The organism is Paenibacillus sp. 01T47, from assembly GCF_056398245.1.
In genome coordinates, this window is sequence record NZ_JBFTPA010000005.1 from 246,177 (window position 1) to 270,602 (window position 24,426).

Sequence of the window (24,426 nt, forward strand, 5' to 3'; positions counted from 1 at the left end):
AGGAATACACAATGTCGGATATTAACGGTCGCTACCTCACGATCAGCAAACTGGCCAGCATAAGCGGGGTTACAAAGCATACCCTTCTTCACTATGACGAGATCGGGCTCTTAAAGCCTGAATTTATTCATGTAAATGGATATCGCTATTATTCTCATCGCCAATCCTATATTTTGGATATTATTAATGTGCTTAAGAAGGCTGGGAGCTCTCTTCAGGAAATCAAAGGTTTTATTCAGAACCGTAACGCTTCCAATCTCATTGAGCTGTTTAATCAAAAGCATCATGAATTGGAAGCAGAGCTGCTTCGAATTAAACGGATGCAAAATATTTTGCAAAATGCCATTCAAATGACGGAGACATCGATGGAGACGTTGCGGGACAATCCTTCTATAGAAGAATGTGAAATGGAGTATTTAATTGCGACGCCGCTCGAACAAGGGGACGAAGAGGAATTTGCTGTTAAGTTAAGTGAACATCGCAATTATTGTGAAAAACTTTTTATCAATCACGAATTTCCAATCTGGGCACTTATAAGCAAAGCAAGTTATGAATCCAGCACCTTTTCTTGGAGCCATGTAGGAAATAGGATTAAAGCGCCGATTTTGGGAGACAGAATGCTTATCAAGCCCAAGGGTTTTTATGTTGTTATGGACCATCAAGGCTCTTACGAGAGCATTTCAGAGGCTTGCTCCATTATTAAAAAATACATTGAGCGCAAAGGAATGAAAGTATGCGGGAATGTGTACGTAATGGATTTGCTCAACTACTTCTCAGAGATGGATTCGGATAGCTATGTTGTTCGGGTCTCCGTTGAGGTTACTGATTAGAACATGCTTGCGAATTTTGCGCCTAATGACTTCGGGATGATATATAGTGAAAAAATAAGCAACAATCTTTGAAGGATAGTTTTTGATCTTGTCGAACTGCTTAAAATAAGGAGGGCGGCTTAATGCGGATCGATGATTTTATTGGACATGTAGTCGTTGTAGAGTTAGACTCAACAGTTACCTATGAGGGTGTTCTTCTTGATGTTAAAGATCCTGAATTCACAGATTATGTAAAAGTAATTAATGCACAAAGTACGGATTGGTTGCCGAGGCAAGAAATTTATAAAATTGTTCCCGTTTATCCCAAACGCTTTATATCTGAGGAATGAAATTAGAATGCAAATAATAAGCCATTTTAGCAATGTTAACGGGGCTAAGATGGCTTTTTTATATCCAGATTCATTTAAAGTTTGAATAGTCATTTTTAACAATCTAGCGAGTAGGCCTAATTGGTTTGCTCGCTATTTTTGTATAGAGGATATAATATTGTTTACTTATTGATTTCAAGGTGCTGTGCTATTATTCAAAATCAACGTAAAGAGATCATTTGATGATCGTACAAATATATTCTTCTGGACGACTTCCGTTTTTTTGACTGTAAACTGTAACTTTAGTTCATCTGATTCGTGATTAGGGCAGGGGGGAGAAAATGAAGGGAAACCATCTGGATGATATTTACCAGCTTTATGTGCAGGATGTCTATCGCTACTTGCGCTCCCTCTGCTACGACCATCATACGGCAGAAGATTTGATGCAGGAGACCTTTTACCGGGCATATCTTTATTTGGAAAATTGTCAAGACGAGAAGATCAAGCCATGGTTATTCCGGGTTGCCTATAATGCTTATGTAGATTACAAGCGCAAGGAGAGCCGCACAACACTGCAGACCCCTGATTATTTTCAGCGTCTTGCAGATCATCATACCCCGGAGGATGAACTGTTGCGTCAGGAGCGTTGGAACGAAATCGGGCGGTCTTTATCCGGATTGCCGGAAAATCAGCAGCAGGCGATGCTGCTCATTGATTTTAACCAGCTTACGTATCAGGAGGCTGCAGACATTATGGATATCCGATTATCACATGTGAAGATTTTGCTGTTTCGAGCACGGCAAGCGGTACGGGGACACGGTAGAAAGGGGGAGGGATCAGAATGAGTGAGGATTTCAAACGAAAGTTACATGATTATGCTGAAGGCAAGCTCACTGATGAAGAGCGTGAGGAAGTAGAGCGTGAAATGGAGAAGATGGAGGTTTATCAAGCTTATTTGGAGAAAGTTGTCACACAGTCAGACCAGAAGCTTTCCCGTGAGGGGAAGGATGGACAGACGACGCGTAATCGCATACCTTCATTGAAAGAAGCCGTTATTATCCGACGTGGCAAATGGAAGGCGCGGGTGATGAATGTCTTTACGGTACTATCCGTCCTACTAGTGCTGACTGTGATTAGTATGATTATTACTGGTGTATTTTACGGGAGCGGCACGCCGGACCGGATGAAGGCTTACCGGGATGTTGTGGAGTCAGCAGTCGCTGTTTCCCACCCCAATCTGAAGGTCAATATGAATGGAACAGGCAATGCTTTTTTTACAATGGACTTTACAGGTAAGCTGAATAAAAGAGTTGGTGACGAAGAGATTGCTGTAGCAGATTTTTCGATGCGGTTTCTGTTGAATCTAGCCTCGGCTCCGCAGATTACTTGGCAGGGAAACATGATAGGGGGCAATAGTATTTTTTATCATCCCGATTATAAACCAGCAAATCAAAGCGAACAGCAGGAGACTAACCGCCGGGAAGAGGAGCGCTTTAACCATAATGAGTGGGTAAAGCTCGAGAAGCTCCCAGAGGGAACTGTGGCAGAAGCTTATCTAACATTGGACCGGTTATTCTCGACAGATGAGCTATTAAAGCAATTCGAGCATAAGAACATGGAGCCAGTCTGGTTCGCGGTGGATACCGGTCTTGATCCGAAGCAAGTTGATAGCGGCGGAGCCATTACAAATCCAGTGGGTTTTCCTTACTATCCGATCTGGCAATCTGATGATATGACGGTGGATTTTTACTCGGAAGAAAAGACAGGGTGGTTCGGAAAAGTGGTGTCCAGTGGAGGATCTTATCCATCACTCGAATCCTATGGAGACGGGGAAAAGAGGAATGGCTATTTCAAGAAAACCTTATACATGCTACAGAAAAATAAAGGTATTTCAACCAAAGTAGCTCCTTTTCTACAGTTAGATTACACAATTGATTATGTGGAAAAAAATGGTGTAAGGCTGTATGGGGCTGTTATTACCGGCCCGGTCAAAGAGCTGCTAAAGCTGCGTGAGGAGCCATGGGTCAGAGATATAAGGGTTGGTGAAGTACAGCTATGGAACTGGCAATCGCGCGAGTAGGGTAGAAGATGTTAAAAAAACAAGAAAGGAGAAGAACGATGAACATCATCGAGTATCGTGAAGAGGATCACTACGGGTTTATTCAGACAGGACGATCTAGGCTGGTCGGCTCACTTTCACTTACATATGGGTGATATGAAGCCATAGGAATCTAACAAAAAGATTGAAGGCTCTGCCGGGAGTAAATACCTGTGGCAGAGCCTTTATGTATTATAAGCTTAGTTGACAGATGTTAACGTTGTCTCATTGGCATAAAGAAGAGCGGCAAGCATTGGATGAAGCTGGGCAAATCGAGACCGAAATCCTTTGGATAAACGAGGTGACCGCTGGTTCAGCCGACGAGCAAATGAGGCTGTTCTGACTAACATTCGCTGAATATTGAATCAATTCTTCTTCTTTTTGAAAAAACCAAATAACACTGCAAAAATAATGACAACGATTAAGAAACCACTCAATGATATCACTCCTTTTTGGAATTATAGCACGATCTGCACGATTGATAGAAGTGAATAAAAGCCAAGATTGAATATTGAATGAATTGGGAGGAAGGGCTGCCTAATGGGAGCGCAGAGAATATTGCACTGTCCCGGTAGCAAGTGGAGCATGACTGATAGGATGTTCAAGGCGATTCGGGATTACCCGGAACAAGTCGCAAAAGCTGTTCATTGGACTCCGTATTCGAGACAGGAGTATGCTGATTCGCAAAAGTCTGCGGGAAATTGGACTCAATCAACCTGGATACGAACAGGTTCTGCCGTTTGCGAGGGTTGTGGAACGCGACGGAACAATCGCTCATGGTGTAACAACTATTGCCTCTCCTCGAGACCCCCAAAACAAAAAAAGAAACCTCACGTTTTTAAAAAACGTGAGGTCCTCTACAATATGGAGAGGATTGCGGCAAAGGGCTGCAATCCTCAAGTTTATATTTCAAAAGGGCTCACGAATGTAACTTAATCTTTGAAAATGAAGAGAAGATGATAGGGAAATTGCGTCTCGATTACAAAATGAAAGAGATACCGTCAACTCTCTTAGTCTCCTCTTAACAAAGCGAAGCTTAATATTTTCTCAATAGCGCCGGAAGCACGAAAGCATTGATCGTCTCATGCAAATGCTCGCTTGTGACAGCTTCCGAATGCTTGACCACATAGATACTCGCACTTTCTAGCATACCGAGTAAGCAGGCAGCTGCGAGCTCGAAGTTCAGTTTGTTTAATTCCCCGTCATTATGCCCCTGGCGGAGGACTTCAGACAAGAAGATGATATAATTCTGCTTAATTACACCGATCCGCTCCAATATATCTGGCTCGATTCCGTTCGTAATCTCGTTAGAGATAATATGAATAAGCTCACCGTATTGTAAGAACAACTCGATATGCTTGCTAACGATTTTCCGGATTTGCTTATCGGCGGTCTCGTCTTCCTGCAGCACGTCCTCGATTTTCTCCATCAGCATTTGAAGTCCGTCAGTCACGATTCTCTCGAACAGCTCTCCTTTGCCCGAGAAATGATAGTAAAGCGTGCCCTTAGCTACGTTGGCTTCTTTGGCGATATCGTCCATGCTCGTCTTGTGATAACCGAATTCGGAAAAAAGTTTGATTGCGGCATCGATAATTTTATTTCTGCTCACCTTACTATCGGTCCCTTCCTAGGTATTGATTTTCCCTAGAGTATACCATATGTCGGGGAATTAACCGATTCTCAGCGTCCTTCTTCCTCCACCGGAGCGCTGCAAGCAAAGATAACCCGCTGACGATCCTTCTAAGCCTGACCATTCATATCCACTCTCAGCGGAGGTTAGTTTCAAGTCTGCGGACTGCATGGCTTTGATATCCGGAAAATAGATTCTTGTCGGTACGTCGATGCCGGCATCCTCATCCCACTCCATCTCGAAACGGTTGTGATTGCGATCATAGGAGTAGCTCAAGATTTTCCCGGCGACGGCTGCAGGAAAGCCGCGGCACACTCCGTTAAAGGAGCTGAACTGATCCATTTCGGGGTACAAATAACACCAGTAAATATCACCGCATAACAATCGTTCAAAGTTTTTCTGAACGTCAAGACACGCTTGTTCCGCCAGGTGGGATTCGCCATAAGCTCCCCATTCCCCGATGACCATCGGCATGTTCAGCCTGTTCTGGGTTTGTGCGTGATTGTCGAAAATAAAGTCAACACGACGGCTATTAGCAACGTGCACGTAATCGGAATCTGTAACCAAATCGTAGCCATGCGGCGCATACGCCTGCTGATCATCTGGTTGGCCGTTTGCCCCGACGACTGGTTGGATCGAACTGGTCACTCCCAGATTAGAAAAGTAATTCGTTTCAAGAAACAGAATTCGGTCAGGATCTGCTTCGCGAATGGCTTGGCCCGTCTTTTGGAAAAAGGGAGAGAGCACATCCCGTTCGAAAACGTCCTGCGCGGGTGCAGTCGCATGCATGACTTGGCGATAAACATCGATGGAATCCAGCAAACTTAGTGCCTGCAGCTTCTTCTCGGGATCGAGCCATATGTTCAGTAGCTCTTCCATGTTAGGGGGGAGCTGTCCCGTTAGTTTTGCTGCCTGTTCTCCGTACGCAGCAAACATGCCTTGAACCATTTCCCCGACTTTGGAGCCGATGAAGGGTTCGTTCATCATATCGTATCCGATGAGATTAGGCTCGTCGCGAAGCCTTTCGACGACGAAACGCCAAGCCGATACGTAATGGTCCTGTAAGCCGACGCCATCGGAAGCAGGGGTGTTGTTCCAGAAGTGGTCGAATGCGGTTTGAACTGCCCGGTCGAACAGATAGGCATCGCTCCAGAGATCGGTTCGGGCATACTCATGGTTGTCGGTCAATGTAGCCCAAGCAGGGGCGCCGTCCGCGTACAGCGAGCTATACAAATCTTGGTGCATATCGAGAATGACGTACAGGCCGAATTGATCGGCCAACCGTATCATCTTCTGGACGTTATCTACGTATTGGCCATTGAATTGTCCTGGCGACGGTTCGATTCCGTCCCAAATAATTCCCAGCCGGATGACGTTGAATCCCCATTGCTTTAATTTTAGAAAATCCGTCTGTGTCCAATCATCGATATATCCTTTTTCTTTGTCCTTACAAACCATGCTTATGCCGTGAAGAATGACTTGGCGTCCTTGAGCATCAATGAAACGAGAGCCTTTTGTTGTCATGCTTTTCATATGAATTCCTCCCTAATTCAAAATTGTACTGACTAGTCAGTTTAATCTTAAAGGGTGGATACCGGAAATGTCAATCTGAAATTGAAAGAGAGGTCATTAGTTACGGCTTGGCTTGGCGTTAATCGGCCTATATAAGTCCTACTGATGAGAACGGCTCCTCGCTAGCCGGAATGATCTTATAACTATCCTTGTCTAGATCAATCTCGACGATTGTACCGTCTGCGTACGTGCTGCGTTGCTTGCGCCAATTACTTCCTTTAATAAATTCGTGACTCATCATCTCAAGAACCCCTACAAGCTGATGAAGCCGAGCTAGCGTCCGGACGATCGGAATCTCTTTCTCTGAAGGTTGGATCGACAGATAAGGGACGCCGGCATTCAACAAACCATGAAGTGATCCGAGATCGGTCTCTGGGATTCCCCAGTCTCCTCTATTCAAAGACCAAGGCACAATGATCGCATCATGATAGACAAGGGAAAATAAAGGGGTTGAAACGCCGATGCTTTTACCGCCTCCAGGGTCCGGATCAAGCGCATAGGGAGCATGATGGACGAGATCCAGCGCAGGTAATGCCCAATCTGCGGGCTCCTCCGAGCTGACCAGCATCCCTCTAGAGCGGATTTCCTCAAAACAGGAGGCACGGTAAGCCAAGCATTCTGTTCTGGTCATCCGATGCCCCGGATCATAGCATTCATCCCCAGGCACTACGGCGAAAACATCGATGTAAACGCCATTCGGGTGGATACCGTTTTCTTGCAGCAGATCGTGATTGCGCTCAGCATAGCCTTTGGACAAACTTGTACAAAGCCAGCTATGGGCGCCTCCTGCCCAGTAGTCAGAAAATTCCTGCTTTCCTTTCCTATCCTTAATCGTCAGATTAGGGTCGTAGGAAGCGGCATCATGATAGTAGTCGCGGTAATTGTCGTGCAGCGCAAGTAGAATCTGTTCCTCCCGGCAAACCTCTTGAAGCTTTCGGAATCCTTCCCATCCGCCACCTTTAGGGGTTGGTGGGAGGACGTCAGGATGAAGATTGTCGTAGCCATTAAGCCCCCACCCATCCACGTGGACATAGAGCTTACCGGCATATTTTTGTTTGAGCGCCGTGAGCTGTCGGGCCCGCTCTTCGAAGGATACGGCATAGTCGTTCAGCTCGGGATTTTCCTTATCAAAATAATATGAGTTCGGTGCAATGCGAGTATGCACGCTCGTGTGTACGATGGCCGAGCCAATTAATGCAGATAGTTGCGGATTCTGCACTTGCTTCTCTGTTAATGTTCGTAATTTTCCTAGGCTGCGTACATATTGGCGATACAACTTAGCCATTACGACATAGCTCATATCTTTCGCGAAGCGGATACGTAGTCTCCGCGCAGCGCTGAAGCGCTCAAGCGAATGAAGCCATACGACTTCTGCATGCGTGTGCACAAGTGGAATATGCTCTATGGACAATCGGGCGTCTGCCGGCGTTTCGATGATTGATAGATAGCCATTCCCATCTTTAACCTGCCCCCACCACGGCATATAGGCATCCCTGCTGAACATCATTCCTTGATGATATCTACGGATAGGCTGCGGCCAATTTCCCGGAATTAAGTAGCCTTGCATGGCCGGCACGACCGTATAATCACTCTCGCGAGCACTGGCGTAATGGAAAGTACCGGGCCATACGACTTCGCATACGTCTTTACCTTCGCTAACTTCAAGCACTTCAAACACGAGTTCGCCGTGATGTGTGTTCATCAGAACGGTAACAACCGTTTGAATCCCGCTGGCAATCCCGTCCTCGGAAGAATGATTAAGCTGAATGCGGACGCCTTGGAAGTAGCCCGACACGATCGGTGTGAAGCTTTTGTTCTCAGCCTGACTAAGAGGGATTTGAACTCGACCAGTATCCTCGAATCCTAATGCCATACTCGCGGCTTCGGGAACGGTTTCCCACGTGGTGTCTCCCGTATCCACGCGCACAATTAGACTTCTCTTGTCTAGTGAAACCTTCATGCCGTTGTTTTCCATCATGAATAACTGCTCCGTATTTTGGATGGTCATATCACTGTTCCTTTCTAAAATAGATGGTGATGTCCCTTAATCTATCACTTAAAGGGGGAATCAACTATATCGCTTTATTAAGATCATTACGAAAAAATGGTGCTATAGGGTTGTTCGGTTAAAAATTTGAAAGGAATATGAATAATTGAATATCGTGCTTATGCATTTTCGAGTGCCAGATTAAATTATGAATGTTGTGTCTGAATATGCTCTTGATTAGCATGACAGTATGGGGAAATCAATCGTATATGGAGGTCGTTGGATGAGCGTGATATCAGGCAAGGAACCCCCCGTTTCACATGCATCGCAAAGCTGGGATGCCAGCACTCGGTCACTGAATTACGATTATAACGGCAGTCGCTTACTGTCGATGAGCATTCCAGAGGGGATAAAGCCTTATTATCGGGAAGTATCAAACGGCAATATCCAAAGCAACCCATTGATCCAGCAGCTCTACTTGGCATTGGATAAACCAGCTGCGGTCAAAGTCATCGTTTATTTGAGTAAAGAAGCGATAAACATGAGGCCGAATCGTGCTGTAAGAGGGCAAGCCATACTTGGACAGGTCGGCAAACCGCTGCTCTCTGGGGTTAATGGCTTGTACGATGTTCTACAGGATTTGTTGATCGATTGGCACGGAGCAGGATGGAGGTGGACAAAATCGCGCTTAGAGCAGAACGAAGATGGGAACTGGCAAGCTGAACTCGAAATAGAAGGGGGCTTACGGCCTTGGATCGTCAATTTACGAATGCATTATTATCGGATGCATCTTCACTACGAGTACCATAAGCCTTGGCAATGGCGTCCGCAATTGCAGCCGATTACCGGCTGGAGTTCATGGGAGGCATTCGCACAACAGGTAACCGGGGAGGATATTGAACGTACGGCTTCATTTTTGGAAACGCACTTCAAGCCTTATGGTCTGACTCACATGCAGATTGATGACGGGTTTCAGCGTGAGGCTATTCCGCCAGAGAGAGATGGCATCGTTGCTGACGCTTGGCTATCGACGAACGCACGCTTTCCTGATGGACACAAGGGTATAATTTCCAGCATCGTGGGGAGAGATTTTCAGGCGGGCATATGGACGAGCGCGATGGTCACGAATCCTGAGTTCGTCGCTGCACATCGCGACCGTTTCGAGCGGGATATCAACGGCGATCCGCTATATGGACAATGGATTGAATACGTGATCAAGGCAGTGCCAGAAACGCTTGCAGAGCAGGTTGCGCCACTCTACAAGGGATTGAAGGAAATAGGCTACAGCTATTTCAAAACAGATCAAATTCGTCACTATCTATACGAAGGTTTGCACAAGGCTGTCCATGAAGGATGTATTACGAGCGAAGAGGCATCTCGCAGCTTGCGAGCTTATCTCCAATGTGCGCGAGAGCAGCTCGGGGAGGATGCATATTTTCTAGCATGCTGGGGCGTGTTAACAGAAGCGGTCGGAATCGTCGATGCTTGTAGAATTGCAGGGGATTCCAATGCGAGCTGGACAGCGATTTGCAAGCAAATGGTGGAGACAGCAAGGTGGTATCACACGCAGCGAATTTTGTTCTTGAACGATCCTGATTACGTTTGCGTGCGAACAGAGAAAGACTGGGGGCAAACGCTTCTATCGCTCGTATCGCTAACAGGCGGCTTGATGATTATTAGCGATGATACAGACCTGTACGATAGCGAAAGGATTCGCTCCATTCAGCGCTGCATCCCTTCGCTGCCGACGATGACAGGTGAAACCGGCCCACTTGATATGACTTTTCCATTGGACTTAACTTTTCCGCAGCAAAATGCTAGTCAGACGAGGGAAGAGTATGCGTATGCGATATTGGGTTTGAACGACGAGATGCGGGAATCGTATGTGACGGCATCGCTCTGGGCCATTCATTTCGACCTTCCATTTCGCCGCTGGTGCGTAGCTGGCCGATTCGCGATTGTTCCGCTAACTGAGGTTAAACTGGAGCTTGAAGCATTGGCATTGGATCCGAGTGACGCATATCATGCATTCGATTTCTGGAAGCAAAGCTATATGGGCAAGTTTTCTGTAGCGATCGCGTTAGATCCATTAGAGCTTGGGGCTTGCCAAATTGTCGGGTTATGTAAAGCCGAAAACCGACCACAATTTATTGGTTCTTCCCGCCACGTTAGCATGGATGCGGTTAGCGTGCTCGACGAATGCTGGGACAATAACTGCTTGCGGCTCGAGCTGTGCGGAGCGAGAGGCATGACAGAGCACTACTGGATAAAGGTACCGGCTTCGTACACGCTTGAGGAGCATTCCGGGATCGGACTCGCGATTGCGATAGATGACAGCGCTTGCGAAGAAGGCTGGTTGTTGACATTGTGCATCCGTTTCGAGGCAGAGAGTGGAAAAGTTTTTCTTAGCTTCAAAACATGATGCGGATTAGACCATCGTTGTCCTGTTAAGGCAATCAATTGCAAAGAAGGTTTGGGTATGTTGTGGATCGCTGTATCGTTGGTTCTCGTGTCAGGCACAATGCTCTATGGAATCTATTCACTAAGAAAAGTAAGCATAAGCAAGCTTATCTCTCCCTCATTGTCATTGCGGCGAACGTGCTGCTTATTCCCTTATTACTGACACAATTGGTGAGCAGGAGCTATCCGCCGGAGGTTTATGTTTTATTGTTGCTGTCCATGACAGCACAAGCGACCTATGCATGGATGTTATCCAAAGTGTACGCGTTAGGTGATTTGTCGCAGGTTTATCCGATTCAGCGTGGTACGGGAGTGCTGCTTATTCCTTTGATTAGCGTCATATTTATGGGCGAGCGATTATCTTTATGGGGATGGATTGGAGTCAGTATTATATTTATCGGCATATTGGGACTAAGTGAATGGAAGAGGGTCCCCTCAGCAGGTCAGGCTTTCCAGATGAAGCCTATATTGACCGCTGTGGGAGTAGGGTTATGTATTACTTCTTATGTGCTCATTGATAAAATGACTTTGCAATACGTATCTCCTTTGATTCTGATTTCGGTTTCCAACTTTGGTTTTATGCTAGGAAATAGTCGAACGATGCTGAACGTACAAGTGTTAACGGGCGAGTGGCGAAGAAATAAACGAATGATCCTGCTCGGATCAATCCTGATGCCGGGCTCATATTTCTTGTTTCTCGTTGCGATGGAATTAGCACCGGTGTCCCACCTGGCTCCGATTAGGGAAGTGGGTACGGTCATGGCTACTTTGCTGGGAATATGGATACTAAAAGAAAAAAGCGGGTTCAGAAGACTTGTGACAGCTTCTGCGATAACAGCCGGTATTATTGTAGTTGGAATGAGCGGATAACAAATAAAGGAGATGATTAACGTGAAGGAATTAACGAAGAGAGTAATTGTTATCGGCTTGGATGGCGCCGGAAATATGATCGATCAAGCACGTACTCCGAATATCGATCAAGCATTGGACGGCGGATTTATTACTTACGCTGCCCAAACAGTGATTCCGACCATTAGCGGGGAGTGTTGGGGATCTATGTTTCATGGGGTAAAGCCTGAGCTGCATGGCTTGACGAACGAAAGAGCCGAGAAGAGCAAGTATCCAGCCGATTCGCCTTATCCTTCTTTTATGAGACTCGTCAAGGAAGCCGATCCGTCTGCTGTAATCGCCTCGTTCAGCGCATGGAAGCCGATTAATGACGGAATTATTGAAGAGGGGGTTGCTACGTATATTGCAAACGTCCATGCTGATAAGCATCTGGTTCGAGAAGTAGCCGGCTTTACCGAAAAGCATTCGGACTTCAAGGTCATGTTCATCCAATTCGACGGAATCGATGGGGCGGGACATAACTTCGGTTATGGGTCGCCGCTATACTTGGAAGTCATTGAAGAGACGGACGAATTGGTGGGTAACATTCTTTATCTTCTTCGGAATAAGGACTTGTTGGAGGAATGCCTAATTATATTTCTCGCGGATCATGGCGGGGGCGGCGAGGATCCGTTGAATCACGGCAGCGATCATCCGAAGGATGTGACAATTTTCTGGGGCTGCGCAGGCCCGAACGTATCCACCCCTACCGAGGCGAGGCCGATTCGCATAGAAGATACTGCTGCTGTCGTCGTTAAAGCGCTCGGTTTAGAGGCACCGAACACCTGGTCAGGCCAAGTTCCCGCAGGCTTGTTCAAGGAGGCAGTCGAGTGAACCGCCTTAATCAGGACATAGAAATTCCAGTGTATTTCCGTTCAGAGCTTTCGGCAGTGGCCCAAAAGGCAACAAAAGATCAGGGAGATGCGATCGTACGATTGCTCTTCTATACGGATCCGCATCATATGTCGGGAGGCAATCAGCTTCAAGCGGCCGCGGCCATCAGGGGATTGGCGCAATTGCTTCCACTGGATGCGATCGTGTGCGGCGGAGATTTCAGTGAGAACGGCCCGAAAGAGGAGGTCGTGCAATCGCAAAGAGAAATTCTTAATACGCTTCGTGTACCGGAGTGTCCCACGTTACCGGTCAAAGGCAACCATGACGATAATTCCATACATGATTTCTATCGAAAAACCGGAAGTGTAGAGCATGTGATCTGTCCTATTGAATCTTACGAGAATTGGCTTAAACCGTTGGAAGGCACGGTAACATTCGATAAAGGGAACGAATGCGGCCTCTATTACTACTATGATATCCCGGACAAAAAGACGAGGATCGCAATGTTGAACAGCATCGATATTGTCTACAAAATAAAAGCGGACGGGATGCTGCAGCAAAACGGGCAATGGGAATACGCCTTCTCGGACAGGCAGGTCGATTGGTTCGAACATAGGGTGTTCGATTTTACCAGTGTACCGGAAAGCGAAAACTGGAAAGTTGTCATTTTCTCGCATCTGCCTATTATTCAACGTGGGGTTAAAGGGTACGTCGACGGAGAAGTTGAGAACGGTGAGAAGATTTGGAAAATCATCAAAACAAACCGTAAACACGTCGTCGCTTGCCTGTTCGGACACGTTCATATCGATCAGGTGCTGTATCATGACGGTATCCCGATGATATCTACGCTTAACGCGGTCAGCTACAGAAATTATGACGAAAGCCCCGAAAGGACGGTCGGTACGGTGACTGAGACGGCGTTCGATCTCATCAGCATTGATTACGCGAAGGGCGAATTGCGCCTTACCCGGTTCGGAGCGGGAGTAGACAGGATCATAACCTTCGAAACATAAAAGCTCGGCAGTGCCGGAGCAAAGCAGCAGGGAGGCCGTTCAAAGCAGCGGCCTCCTTACTAGTATCGTGTTCTGTTTATTTCTATTCCTGCTGTAACCTGACATGCTGCGTGGGCGTCGTCCCGGATATTTTCTTGAAATGCCGGATGAACGTTCCAGCATTCGAGTATCCGACTTGTTCCGCGATATCCTTCATGGTCATATTCGGATGAGATTGGATAAGCCGGATTGCAGCTTGGATGCGAACAAGGTGCATGTAGTAGTTTAAGTTGTAGCCGGAGTGCTTCTTAAAGTATGTCGATAAATACACGTGAGTGATAGCCAGATGATCGGCAATTAGCGTTAACGATAAATCCGGATTGGCATAATGCTTGTCAATATATTGGTTGATCTGCTCCAGAAGTGGCGTAATCGGCAGGGCGGATCGCTTGGCCACGAGAAAATATCCCTCTTGGATCTGCCGGAATAAATACTGGAGATGGTACGTATGCGAAAATGCCGGTGGAACGTTCCACACCTCTTCGACGCTGATCTTCTTACTGTTCATGATGACAAGCAGCAGGTCGTGGAGGTAACGAAGCATGTTCCGGAACTGTTCAAATGTTAAATTTTTGAACGTCTTTTGTATCGTTTTATCGAAAAATTGCTGTAGCGTTTCCGTATTTCCTTTAAGGGTATAGTTGACAAGTTCTTGCTCCTTATCGATAGACAAGTGGATGACCGCCGCTTGATCGTTGTTCCGATCTTGATAGAGAATGACGCTCTTTAAATGGGCTAGATTGGGGACATGCTTGTCAATCGCGTCAGTCGATTCACGAAGCGCTTTGCCGATGTCCTCTAATCGCGTATGAATGGAGCTGATACCGCAAAATACAAGCATGTTGTCTACCGGATCGGGACAGCTATCAAAGACGCGGGAAACAAGAGCTTCCAATGCGTTCGTGTCGGAGCAGCTTGTGATAAATATAGATTTATCGCTATGGGCATGCAGTCGAATGTAAGGTCGGGATTGACTTAATGCCGCTTCCAGTAACGGAGCATACAAGGTAACGGATTGGCCTTGGCTGCTTTCTTCAATGACGGTGAGTATGGCATAGGAATCATACTTCACGGACAGCATCCGGTTTATGTGGGGCTTCATCGTATAATTCTCGTCCGTTGACAGCCGAAGCAGCGCGTTATGCTCCAAGATGTCGGCTTGCTCCGTGATCTCCTGTTTCATGGAGACTGTGGCGGAATTTAGTTCCTTGAACGTATCCGAGAGAATCGCGAATTCATTTTTCGTAGCAGGGCCCGTCGTCCATTGATTGAATGTTCTCGCCATGAGCCTTAGCGGCCTGAACATGGACCAGTTGACGAACAGAAATCCCAAATTGACGGCGAAGAAAAGGGCAAACAAGACGAAGGTGTACCCGTTGGCCTTTTTAAGCTTTTCTTGCATCTGGCTTTCCGAGAACAAAACGGTGTAAGTGAACAATGGATCTGTTTGAGAAATAGGCGTATATTTATTTCCATTAATGATGAGCGGACCTTTTAGCTCAGGAAGCCGTTGCTCGGCGATTGCTGGATCAAGTGTCGCTGTACTTACAAAAAGTTGATTTTCCCTATCGCTTATCACGATAACGTTATCAAGCAACATAGTCTGATTGTTCAGATAAGCGAGCAGCTCGGCTTTGGCGATTTGTACGAATATATAGCCTTCCGGGAATAGCCGGTATGAGAACACGATAGTATTGCGGAAATTATACAGTTGCTCCAATTCGTTTTGCAGCAGACAACGGCAGGTTTCACCACCGTTTTTAACATCCAGATTCTTATAGAAGACGCTCAAACTACGGGTTCCGTCACTGCTGATCACCAAGTCCTGATTCGGGAAGTAAGTGGAGATCTGCGCCCGGAATGGTAGCTGCAGATTCGATTGCGTTATTTTGTTTTTGTATGCCATTAACGTGGGGTAATAAGAACGCGAATTTTTGGGATTGTTGGACAGGAGTTTCGTATCCAAGCTAACGCTGAAATTGTAAATCATGTTGCGAATCTCCAACCATTCACCAGACAAGTCCCCGGACAATTGCTTCAGGAAGCCTTCATTCGTTCGCACAACTTGTTCCTTGACGTTTGTTTTCAAATACGAGTAGTTGAACCCAAGCAGCGTTGTGAGCAGAATGATAAAAATCATGTTGACGATTAGCAGCTTAAACAGAACGCTGCTTCTGTGATATCGAGTGGAAACAGTTCGGAATAATCTGTTCAAGTTGTAAACCTCCCTTTTTTCTGTCTATAAGGTAGATCGGTTTCTAATCTTAATTTTGTAACCGCTTGCATAAAGCGGGTTGCGCTTTCCATCATTATAAGGGGATAATTCTTGGCTGTCATGCGCAGCTGAAATATTGAACAGCACATTAATAAATGACATTCCCATATTTCGTATGCAGGAGCGATTTTCGTTCTTTCACATACAATCGATTTTCGATCGAAATGAAATTATTCAAACGATATTAATAGTTGATAATTGCTTAAAATTCATCATCTCCCGTATGCTGAGGTCACCAAGAACGATGTGGGCTTGGTGAGATGATCAGCTGCATTTCGAAAGGGCTTACATTTTATTGTCATTATGTATATGTGTACTGGAGGGGTGAAATTTGCAGAATCAACAGCTTGCGCATAATCTGCAACTCAGAAAAAAACAAAGCTTTCTGCGAAAATGTTGGAAGCAGCGCTACTTGATCCTAATGGTGCTGCCTGGTTTTCTGGTTATTCTAGTTTTCAAGTATTTACCCATGTATGGAATTACAATCGCTTTCAAAAGTTATGACGCATCGTTGGGCTTCTTAAGAAGTCCTTGGGTCGGCTTCGACCATTTTAAGGCGTTTTTTGATAGTCCGATGAGTTGGAGGATTACTAAAAACTCGCTATTGCTTGCTTTTTATTCTTTGATTTTCAGTTTTCCGGCTCCAATCCTATTCGCTTTATTATTGAATGAACTTCGCAACAAATTTTTTAAGCGGGCTGTGCAGACGATTACTTATTTCCCGCATTTTCTATCCGCGGTAATCGTTGTCGGTTTCGTTCATGAATTTACTTCAGTAGAGGGGATCGTCAATAAAATTCTGTTTTGGTTTGGGGCGGAACCAAGGACGCTGCTATATATATCGGAAGCTTTCCGGCCGATTTACATTAGTGCGGGTATATGGCAGGAATTGGGCTATGGAGCCATCATCTATTTGGCAGCGCTTACCGGTGTCGATCCGGCGCAACACGAAGCAGCGGTCATAGACGGCGCGAATCGTTGGCAGAGACTGAGATACGTCACATGGCCGGCAATTATCCCCGCGACAGCGGTCATGCTCATTCTGAAGCTAGGAAGTATTCTAAGCACGGATTTTCAAAAAGTGCTTCTCATGTACAATCCGAAAATTTACGAAACGGCGGACGTTATCGAAACTTACGTCTATCGGGTAGGCGTGCAAGGCGGACAGTTTGAATATGGCGCTGCGGTCGGTTTGATGCTCTCCGTGATCAGTCTTGTTTTAATTGTATTTGCGAATTACTTTTCCAAGAAAGTATCTGAAAACAGTTTATGGTAAGGGGGGGGATACATTGAAAGTATATAATGAAGGGCTTGGGTCTAAAGCTTTCGATATTATTAATTACACGATTATGATCGTGCTATGTGTTGTTATGCTTTATCCGCTATTAAATACGTTTGCTGTTTCGATTAGCGATCCCACCTTAGTTGCTCAGGGCAAGATTACTTGGTATCCGCGAGGATTTGACTTTAACAGCTACAAATTCATTTTACAGGATAAAAACATCTTGAATGCTTATATGAATACGATTGAGTTCTTAGTCATCGGCACTTTTCTTCAATTGCTGCTGACCTCCTTATTCGCCTACCCGTTAGCAATCAACGAATTCGTATTTCGTAAACCGTTGGTCTTTTACGTGATCATAACGATGGTATTTAGTGGGGGACTTATTCCGCACTTCCTTCTTATCAGGGATTTGCATTTGTTCAATACGATATGGGCGATCGTGCTGCCAGTTGCAATGAGCGCATTCAATATCATCATTTTCCGTACTTTCTTCCAAGATATCCCCAAGGAGTTGCGGGAATCCGCTTACCTTGATGGAGCGAATGATCTCGGCATTCTGTTTCGCATATATATGCCATTATCCAAGCCGCTGCTGGCGACATTTGCGCTATTCGGTGCAGTCATGTTCTGGAATATGTGGTTTGAACCAATGATCTTTCTCAATGACGAAAGCAGTCATCCCATCCAGTTGCTCTTGCGCAGGATGGTAATCGAACTGAAGGATGATACGAGTTCAGGCGGGTTGCAACGATTCCTCGAGACGTACAATCTGAATACCAAAAACATTAGGATGGCGTCTATCATCGTCACGATATTACCGATTCTGTTCGTCTACCCGCTATTGCAGAAGCATTTTGTGTCCGGAATGATGATCGGTTCGGTGAAAGGCTAACAGCGGTTGATCTGAAATTAAACATAGATTAACAAATACAATTCATGGAGGGGTTATGCTTTGAAGAAAAAAATGGTTCTAGTGCTTAGTTTTCTGCTCATTGCGACACTCGTGTTTGCTGGCTGCAGCAAAGGAGACAACAAACCGTCAGAGCAAACAAACAACAGCAATTCCGGTGAGACATCCAAGCCATCTGAACCGGCTGAGGAAACGATCAAGATTAACGCTTACATGTCCAGCTTCGGGGACGATCCGAAGGATACCGAGCTCTATAAGCTCTGGAAGGAAAAGATGGAAGCGCATATCGGCAAAAAGCTTGATATTAAATGGATCTATGTGAACAGTGACGACTATCCGGAGAAAATAAAATTGACGCTGGCCAGCGGCGATACACCGGACATTATGTCGGGTGTGAAGGATGCCGAAGTCATGTTCCAATTCGGCAACCAAGGGTCCCTCTTGGACATTGCGCCTTACCTGGACGAGTACGCTCCAAACTATAAAGCTTATTTGGAGTCTACAAAGTTCTCGGACAAGAGTATGTATACACCGGAAGGCAAAATGTTTTTCTTCGGGGATGGATTCCGGAACGATACGGGGTTAGCGGGTTCCGCATACCCAGCGTTATACCGGTTCGATGTTTTCCAGAAACATAATATCAAAGTTCCGGAAAACTGGGATGAATTCTACGATGCGGCCGTTAAGCTGAAAGAGCTGTATCCGGATTCCTATCCGGTCAATTCGCAGGAATGGCCAAAATTCATAGACGCGTTAGCTCTCTCGAACCATACGAAAAGCGATATTTACTGGAACGGCGAGAAATACGTATACGGACCGACTGAGGAGTCTTTCAAAGAAGGTTTAATGTATATTCGCAAATTGTACGACGAGAAGCTGCTCGATCCCGAGTTCCTGAGCCAGTCTCAAGATCAATTGAAGGCGAAAGTAACAACCGGCAAGTCCTTCATGCTTCCGTTGGCGTGGGCAGGTTGGTGGGAGCAATATTCCGTTCCGGATCAAGGCGTCTCATGGGGAGCAGCGGTCAATCCGAAAAACGAAAAGTACGGCGATCAGTGGGTGTTGGGGCCGGCCCTCTTGGGTCATACCATCTATGCCAACTACGGCGTCATGGTCTCCAAAAACACGAAATATCCGGAACTTATCGTCAAGATGCTCGATTATCAGTATTCGGATGAAATGATTGATTTGATGCATTGGGGCGTTGAAGGGAAAACCTACCAAGTGGTCGAAGGTAAAAAGGAATTCATCAACAAAAACGGAGACTGGCAAGAGAAGAAAGACTTAAATGGCGATGGTACAACGCGTCAAGGTTTCGTCTTCGCCCCGCAAAATTATTCTACTGACTATATCGCTTATAAAAAAGTGCAATTTTTCGCCAAGGGCCAATTCGAGGAGATGCGTCCTCAAGAGGGAATGGGTAAATTCACAAGTTCGGAAACGTCCATTGCTCCGTATGAACAAGCGCCGGTCGTTCGTCTGAGCAAAGATGACGAAGCGAAGAAAGCGCAAATCATGACCGCGGTACAAACGTATTTGGACGAAAATATTTATAAATTCCTGCTTGGCGAGAGAAATCTCTCCGAATGGGATGCATTTAAGAAGGAGCTTTCGGATATTGGCGATCATCAATCGATCGTGGATATGATGAACGCTCAAGTATCCAAGTAAAAAGAAATGCGAAGCCTGACAGCGTCGATGTGTGGCGCTGTCAGGTTTCTTCATTACAGAAAGGAAGAGGCCAGGATGACTAACTCAATAGATACTAATGAAGCGTGGAGATCCATTCCGGGGGAATATTACGATTGGCAAGAAACGATGCAACCGGAGAGCCCTTACAATTTCGATTATAGTCAGACGCTCACGATGAAGCTGGGCATGGCGATTCCGGACGGTAAAGGCGGGTCGAAGGTGTTTTGTACGTTTGAACAGGCGCTTCGATATATTGTGGACATCGATCGACTTACCAGAGGCATTCCGAAAATCATTTATTTGGTCGGATGGCAGTATAATGGTCACGATGACAGATACCCTGCCTGGGATGAGGTGAATGTCCATTTGAAGAGGCCGCAGGATTCGACTGCGAGGGACAGCTATTTGTGGTTGGCGGAAGCAGCCAAACGTTATAACACAACAGTTAGCGTTCATGTCAATATGACGGACGCCTACGATAATAGCCCGCATTGGGATCTTTACATGGAGCATGATCTGATTTCGCGTAACGAAGATGGTTCTTTGCTGCAAATCGGTAACTATAATAATATGGCTGCCTATCAAATTTTTTATAAGAAGGAATGGGAGAGCGGGATAATCGTCCAGCGAATCGAGAAGTTGATCTCGCTGTTGGAGCTTGATAAGGCCGGCACGGTACACCTGGACGCTTATTTTCCGAGAGCAAATGTTTTCCGAGGCGTCTCCCAGGAGGAGGAGTCCTCCTACATGCGCCGGACAATCCGCTATTTCAGAAGTCGCGGGATTGATGTGACAAGCGAAAATTTCGCCCATCATCGCAACGATCCGTTCATCGGATTGCAACCGTGGTGCTGGTGGTTTGATCAGAACCAGGAGAAGCATTTTCTGGAGAGACCCGCCAAGCTGCTGAGCGGAGCTGCTATTCGAGATTACTCTATACCGGGCATTCCGCGCAGACATGATCTGGAGTTCTTGTTCGGCGCGGGCGTGCATGGTGAGGATGTATTCTGGGATCTTGACAACGAAGTTTCACGCGAGGATTGGCACGATATCTTCATGGAGCAGATCTGTACAAGAATGCTTCAATACCAGTATTTGAATTCGCTTGATCGCATTCGGATAGAGGGCGAGGGCGATAACAGGGTCGTTCATTATTCGGGAGGGCATTCCGTTCATCTAGCGGATCACTCCGTTCGTCGAGACAGCAAGCCGCTGCGCGTAGGAGACGACGTGCTGTTCCCTGCTTTATGGCAAGAGCAACCGGAATTAATCGCATTCAGCAAGAGTGGTTACTCGAAGAAGGCTTGGTCGCTTCCGCCTGATTGGAACGAAGTAGCTGCCGTTGATATCTACCGAATTACGGCTGAAGGATTATCGGAAGCGCAACTTGGTCAACGAATTGTGGGAGGGTTGCTGGAGCTTTCTCTAGCGCTGGGAATGGCGATATCAATCATTCCATCGCAGCAATAAATAGAGAATGAGCGGACGAAGGAGACGAGGGGGCGCTCATTGCAGCTTCGACAATTGATTCGATGGCGCTCAAGCGCAGTTTGTCGAAGGAGTGTAGTGAAAAGTCGATCATACTGGGAGATGAAGCATGCGAGGTCAAGCAAATGAGATAGGAAACGATCCGGCGCCCCGTTTGTTTCGGGCAACTGATTACGGAGCGATACCGGATTCTGGCGAGGATGCGACTAGGGCCATACAAGCTATGATCGATGCCGCTTCGGCCGAGGATGGGCCGACGGTGATCGAATTTCCGCCAGGACGATATGATTTGTATGCCAATAACGCTAGCAAAGAACCTTACTATGTCTCGAATACGGCTAGCGAAAAGGAGCATCCCCATCCGATCAAAACGATAGGCCTCTGGTTCAAAGGGGCAAAACGAATTCATGTGGAAGGGAACAGCTCGCGGCTGCTGTTTCACGGGAAGATGACGCTGATCGTCATGGACGGCTGCGTCGATGTGGAAATACGGAACCTGACGATCGATTTCGCCCGGCCGACTATATCCGAAATGCGAATCGTCGCGATCTGCGAAAGCTATTGGGAGGTGGAGGTTCATCCGGATTCTTATTATTTGTTGATGGACGATAAGCTTTATTGGACTGATGAAGATTGGTCTTACCGCGGGGGTCCTGCCCAGGAATTTGACCCGGTGAGCAACCGGACCTGGAGAGTACCCAACCCGATCACGTTAGCCAGCCATGTCGAACAGATGGAGCTTGGTAAGCTTCGGCTTTGGTTTGTATCGCCTGCTCCGATCACGAAGGTTGGTCATGTGTTTCAAATGCGCGATGGCATTCGGGATCAGGTTGGTGCCCTGATCGTTGGCTGCCGGAATATTACCTGGCGTCATGTCTGGATGCAATATATGCATGGGCTTGGGATCGTCGGGCAATTCAGCGAAAACTTGACTTTCGAGGGCTTGCGATTGGCGCCGGATCCTTCCCATGGACGAACAGCGGCGGCGTTCGCCGATTTTGTTCATCTTTCCGGGATGAAAGGAAAAATATCGATCAACGATTGCTTATTCGAGGGTGCGCACGATGATGCCATCAATATTCACGGTACCCATCTAAGAATCATTGGCGCCGAGGACGAGAGATGCATTCGCGTACGGTTTATGCATCCGCAAAGCTACGGATTCAGCGCCTTCCATCTGGGCGATGAGATTGATTTTATTTCCGCTAGCTCGTTAATACCTTATGCTACCCGTCATGTCGTCGACATCAAGCAGCGTAGTCTGCGTGAAGCCGAACTGACGCTGGATGCTCCGGTACCGAGAATGATCGGGGACGAGGATGTCATCGAGAATGTCACATGGACGCCCGAAGTATCCATATGCGGAAATGTCTTCAAGAGAATACCGACTCGTGGAATTCTAGTGACAACGCGCCGTAAAGTGACCATCGAGAATAATTTGTTCGAGAAGCTGCATATGAGCGCGATTCTCATCGCCGACGATGCGGTAAGCTGGTATGAATCGGGGATGGTTCGCGATGTCCAGATAAGGGGAAATCGGTTCGTCGCTTGTGGTAACGGTAATCAGCCGGTCATTCTGATTCAACCGGAGAACACGGTTGTATCAGTGGATGCACCCGTGCACAGCAACGTTGTGATTAGCAATAACCGCTTTGAATTGGACGGTTCCCCATTATTGGATGCGAAGAGCATAAACGACTTAATTGTTGCGGATAACCAGATCTCAAGGAACGGCGATATGGGCGGAGAATACGCTGATTCGCAAGAAATCATCCGCTTACGGGCATGCAGCGGAGTTGAAATTCGCGGGAATACAATGGCAGACAAGGCAGTCGCAATCGTAAAGACGATATCAATGAAGGCAGAGCACCTTGCGATCGATAAGGGGCAAGCAGCTATTATTCGGAGGGATCACGAGGATGAAATCTAAAGTGAAAATCGGTTTAATCGGGCTTAGTGGACGGGGAACGGGGCTTTTGGAAATCATATTGCTGAAAATGGAGGACGTGGAAGTCGTCGCCGTCTGTGACTTGCACGAGGATCGTCGCGAACAGGCAGCTAATCTGATTGAGAAGGCAGGCTGCAGTCGACCTTTTGAAACTGGTGACTATAAGGAAGTTCTGAATAAAGAGGCAGTTGACGTCATCATGATCTGCACACCTTGGTCCACCCATATCCCTATCGCAATCGAAGCGATGGAGAAAGGGAAGTATGTCGCTTGCGAGGTCGGAGGAGCTTATTCCATGCAGGAATGCTGGAAGCTGGTAGAAGCTTATGAGCGAACGAGAGTTCCATGCATGATGCTGGAGAATTGCTGCTATGGCCGCGATGAGCTCATGGTATTAAATATGGTAAAGCGAGGCATTCTCGGGGAAATCGTCCATTGCTCAGGAGGTTATCTTCACGACCTGCGCTATGAAATCGCTAATGGCAAAGAAAACCGTCATTATCGACTGAACGAATATATTCATAGAAACTGTGATAATTATCCCACTCACGAGCTAGGTCCCATCGCCAGAATACTAGATATCAATAGAGGAAATCGCATGGTATCGCTTGTGTCTCTCGCCTCAAAATCGGGAGGCATGCAGGAATACATCACAAGCAAGAGGAAGGATAGCGAGCTTGCTCGTACTCGGTTTAAGCAAGGCGATATCGTAACGACTATCATCCAGTGCGCTCGCGGAGAAACGATTACACTCACATTGGATACTACATTGCCTAGATATTATTCAAGAGGTTTTACGGTTAGGGGAACAAAAGGAATGTATATGGAGGAGAACCATTCTTTATTCATAGATGGACAGCATAACCAGTATGAATCGAATTGGAAGACGCAATGGGGGAACGTCGAGCACCATCGCGAGCAATATGAACATCCGCTGTGGGAGAGCTATTTGCAGGAAGGAATTAAAGGAGGCCATGACGGTATGGATTGGCTTGTCTTCCGGGATTTCATCGAGAGTTTCAAGAACAGGACGCAAACGCCGATTGATGTATATGATATGGCTTCGTGGATGAGTATATCCTCATTAACCGAGGATTCGATTGCTATGGGCGGGCAGCCGGTAGCGATCCCAGACTTCACGAACGGGAAATGGATCGGCAAGTGACAAG

At 46.6% G+C, this 24,426-nt stretch carries 19 protein-coding genes; 15 read left to right on the forward strand and 4 right to left on the reverse strand.

Features of this window, described 5'->3' with window-relative positions; all coding sequences use genetic code 11:
- The first annotated feature begins 11 nt into the window (after window positions 1–11).
- The 5 genes from AC1DOV_RS13035 (at window position 12) to AC1DOV_RS13055 (ending at window position 3,579) form a co-directional block, all read left to right on the forward strand.
- Window positions 12–830 carry a MerR family transcriptional regulator gene (locus AC1DOV_RS13035; RefSeq protein ID WP_477550143.1) on the forward strand — a complete coding sequence of 273 codons (819 nt, stop codon included), beginning with the start codon at window positions 12–14 and terminating at the stop codon, window positions 828–830.
- Window positions 831–952: 122 nt separating this feature from the next.
- Window positions 953–1,159, forward strand: coding sequence for a hypothetical protein (locus AC1DOV_RS13040; protein WP_076267682.1), 207 nt, complete (start codon window positions 953–955; stop codon window positions 1,157–1,159).
- 320 nt (window positions 1,160–1,479) lie between these two features.
- Window positions 1,480–1,983, forward strand: a complete 504-nt coding sequence (locus tag AC1DOV_RS13045) for a sigma-70 family RNA polymerase sigma factor (protein WP_477550144.1) — start codon at window positions 1,480–1,482, stop codon at window positions 1,981–1,983.
- Complete coding sequence (locus AC1DOV_RS13050; protein ID WP_477550145.1) at window positions 1,980–3,218, forward strand: anti-sigma factor; 1,239 nt, start codon at window positions 1,980–1,982, stop codon at window positions 3,216–3,218. The genes AC1DOV_RS13045 and AC1DOV_RS13050 overlap by 4 nt, the downstream gene beginning before the upstream one ends.
- Before the next feature lie 238 nt (window positions 3,219–3,456).
- Window positions 3,457–3,579, forward strand: coding sequence for a hypothetical protein (locus AC1DOV_RS13055; protein WP_477550146.1), 123 nt, complete (start codon window positions 3,457–3,459; stop codon window positions 3,577–3,579).
- Between the two features lie 693 nt (window positions 3,580–4,272).
- Here the strand turns inward: AC1DOV_RS13055 and AC1DOV_RS13060 are convergent.
- From AC1DOV_RS13060 to AC1DOV_RS13070, 3 genes are all read right to left on the reverse strand, one after another.
- The gene (locus AC1DOV_RS13060) at window positions 4,273–4,845 is read right to left on the reverse strand and encodes a TetR/AcrR family transcriptional regulator (protein ID WP_477550147.1); all 573 of its coding nucleotides are present in this window, start codon (window positions 4,843–4,845) and stop codon (window positions 4,273–4,275) included.
- Window positions 4,846–4,905: 60 nt separating this feature from the next.
- Entirely contained in the window at window positions 4,906–6,399 is a 1,494-nt protein-coding gene (locus AC1DOV_RS13065; protein WP_477550148.1) for a cellulase family glycosylhydrolase, read from the reverse strand.
- Between the two features lie 127 nt (window positions 6,400–6,526).
- Entirely contained in the window at window positions 6,527–8,446 is a 1,920-nt protein-coding gene (locus AC1DOV_RS13070; RefSeq protein ID WP_477550149.1) for a DUF6259 domain-containing protein, read from the reverse strand.
- Window positions 8,447–8,708: 262 nt separating this feature from the next.
- Between AC1DOV_RS13070 and AC1DOV_RS13075 the strand changes: the two genes are divergently transcribed.
- From AC1DOV_RS13075 to AC1DOV_RS13090, 4 genes are read left to right on the forward strand one after another with little or no spacing between them, the layout of a single operon-like run.
- Window positions 8,709–10,847 carry an alpha-amylase family protein gene (locus AC1DOV_RS13075; RefSeq protein WP_477550150.1) on the forward strand — a complete coding sequence of 713 codons (2,139 nt, stop codon included), beginning with the start codon at window positions 8,709–8,711 and terminating at the stop codon, window positions 10,845–10,847.
- 38 nt (window positions 10,848–10,885) lie between these two features.
- Window positions 10,886–11,755, forward strand: a complete 870-nt coding sequence (locus AC1DOV_RS13080; RefSeq protein WP_477550151.1) for an EamA family transporter — start codon at window positions 10,886–10,888, stop codon at window positions 11,753–11,755.
- A 21-nt stretch (window positions 11,756–11,776) separates the two neighbouring features.
- The gene (locus tag AC1DOV_RS13085) at window positions 11,777–12,607 is read left to right on the forward strand and encodes an alkaline phosphatase family protein (RefSeq protein WP_441880395.1); all 831 of its coding nucleotides are present in this window, start codon (window positions 11,777–11,779) and stop codon (window positions 12,605–12,607) included.
- Window positions 12,604–13,620, forward strand: a complete 1,017-nt coding sequence (locus tag AC1DOV_RS13090; RefSeq protein WP_441880397.1) for a metallophosphoesterase family protein — start codon at window positions 12,604–12,606, stop codon at window positions 13,618–13,620. Before AC1DOV_RS13085 ends, AC1DOV_RS13090 begins: the two co-directional genes overlap by 4 nt.
- An 82-nt stretch (window positions 13,621–13,702) precedes the next feature.
- Here AC1DOV_RS13090 and AC1DOV_RS13095 read toward each other — a convergent pair whose 3' ends face one another.
- Window positions 13,703–15,874, reverse strand: a complete 2,172-nt coding sequence (locus tag AC1DOV_RS13095) for a helix-turn-helix domain-containing protein (RefSeq protein ID WP_477550152.1) — start codon at window positions 15,872–15,874, stop codon at window positions 13,703–13,705.
- Between the two features lie 391 nt (window positions 15,875–16,265).
- Here AC1DOV_RS13095 and AC1DOV_RS13100 point away from each other — a divergent pair, with 391 nt between their 5' ends.
- The 6 genes from AC1DOV_RS13100 (at window position 16,266) to AC1DOV_RS13125 (ending at window position 24,422) form a co-directional block, all read left to right on the forward strand.
- Window positions 16,266–17,210, forward strand: a complete 945-nt coding sequence (locus AC1DOV_RS13100) for an ABC transporter permease (RefSeq protein WP_339204297.1) — start codon at window positions 16,266–16,268, stop codon at window positions 17,208–17,210.
- 13 nt (window positions 17,211–17,223) lie between these two features.
- Window positions 17,224–18,111, forward strand: a complete 888-nt coding sequence (locus AC1DOV_RS13105; protein ID WP_477508914.1) for a carbohydrate ABC transporter permease — start codon at window positions 17,224–17,226, stop codon at window positions 18,109–18,111.
- A gap of 60 nt (window positions 18,112–18,171) precedes the next feature.
- On the forward strand, window positions 18,172–19,800 hold the full coding sequence (locus AC1DOV_RS13110; RefSeq protein WP_477550153.1) for an extracellular solute-binding protein: 1,629 nt from the start codon (window positions 18,172–18,174) through the stop codon (window positions 19,798–19,800).
- Between the two features lie 75 nt (window positions 19,801–19,875).
- On the forward strand, window positions 19,876–21,291 hold the full coding sequence (locus tag AC1DOV_RS13115) for an endo-alpha-N-acetylgalactosaminidase family protein (protein WP_477550154.1): 1,416 nt from the start codon (window positions 19,876–19,878) through the stop codon (window positions 21,289–21,291).
- 127 nt (window positions 21,292–21,418) lie between these two features.
- On the forward strand, window positions 21,419–23,239 hold the full coding sequence (locus AC1DOV_RS13120) for a right-handed parallel beta-helix repeat-containing protein (protein ID WP_477508911.1): 1,821 nt from the start codon (window positions 21,419–21,421) through the stop codon (window positions 23,237–23,239).
- Window positions 23,229–24,422, forward strand: a complete 1,194-nt coding sequence (locus tag AC1DOV_RS13125) for a Gfo/Idh/MocA family protein (protein WP_477508910.1) — start codon at window positions 23,229–23,231, stop codon at window positions 24,420–24,422. The genes AC1DOV_RS13120 and AC1DOV_RS13125 overlap by 11 nt, the downstream gene beginning before the upstream one ends.
- The last annotated feature ends 4 nt before the right edge of the window (window positions 24,423–24,426 follow it).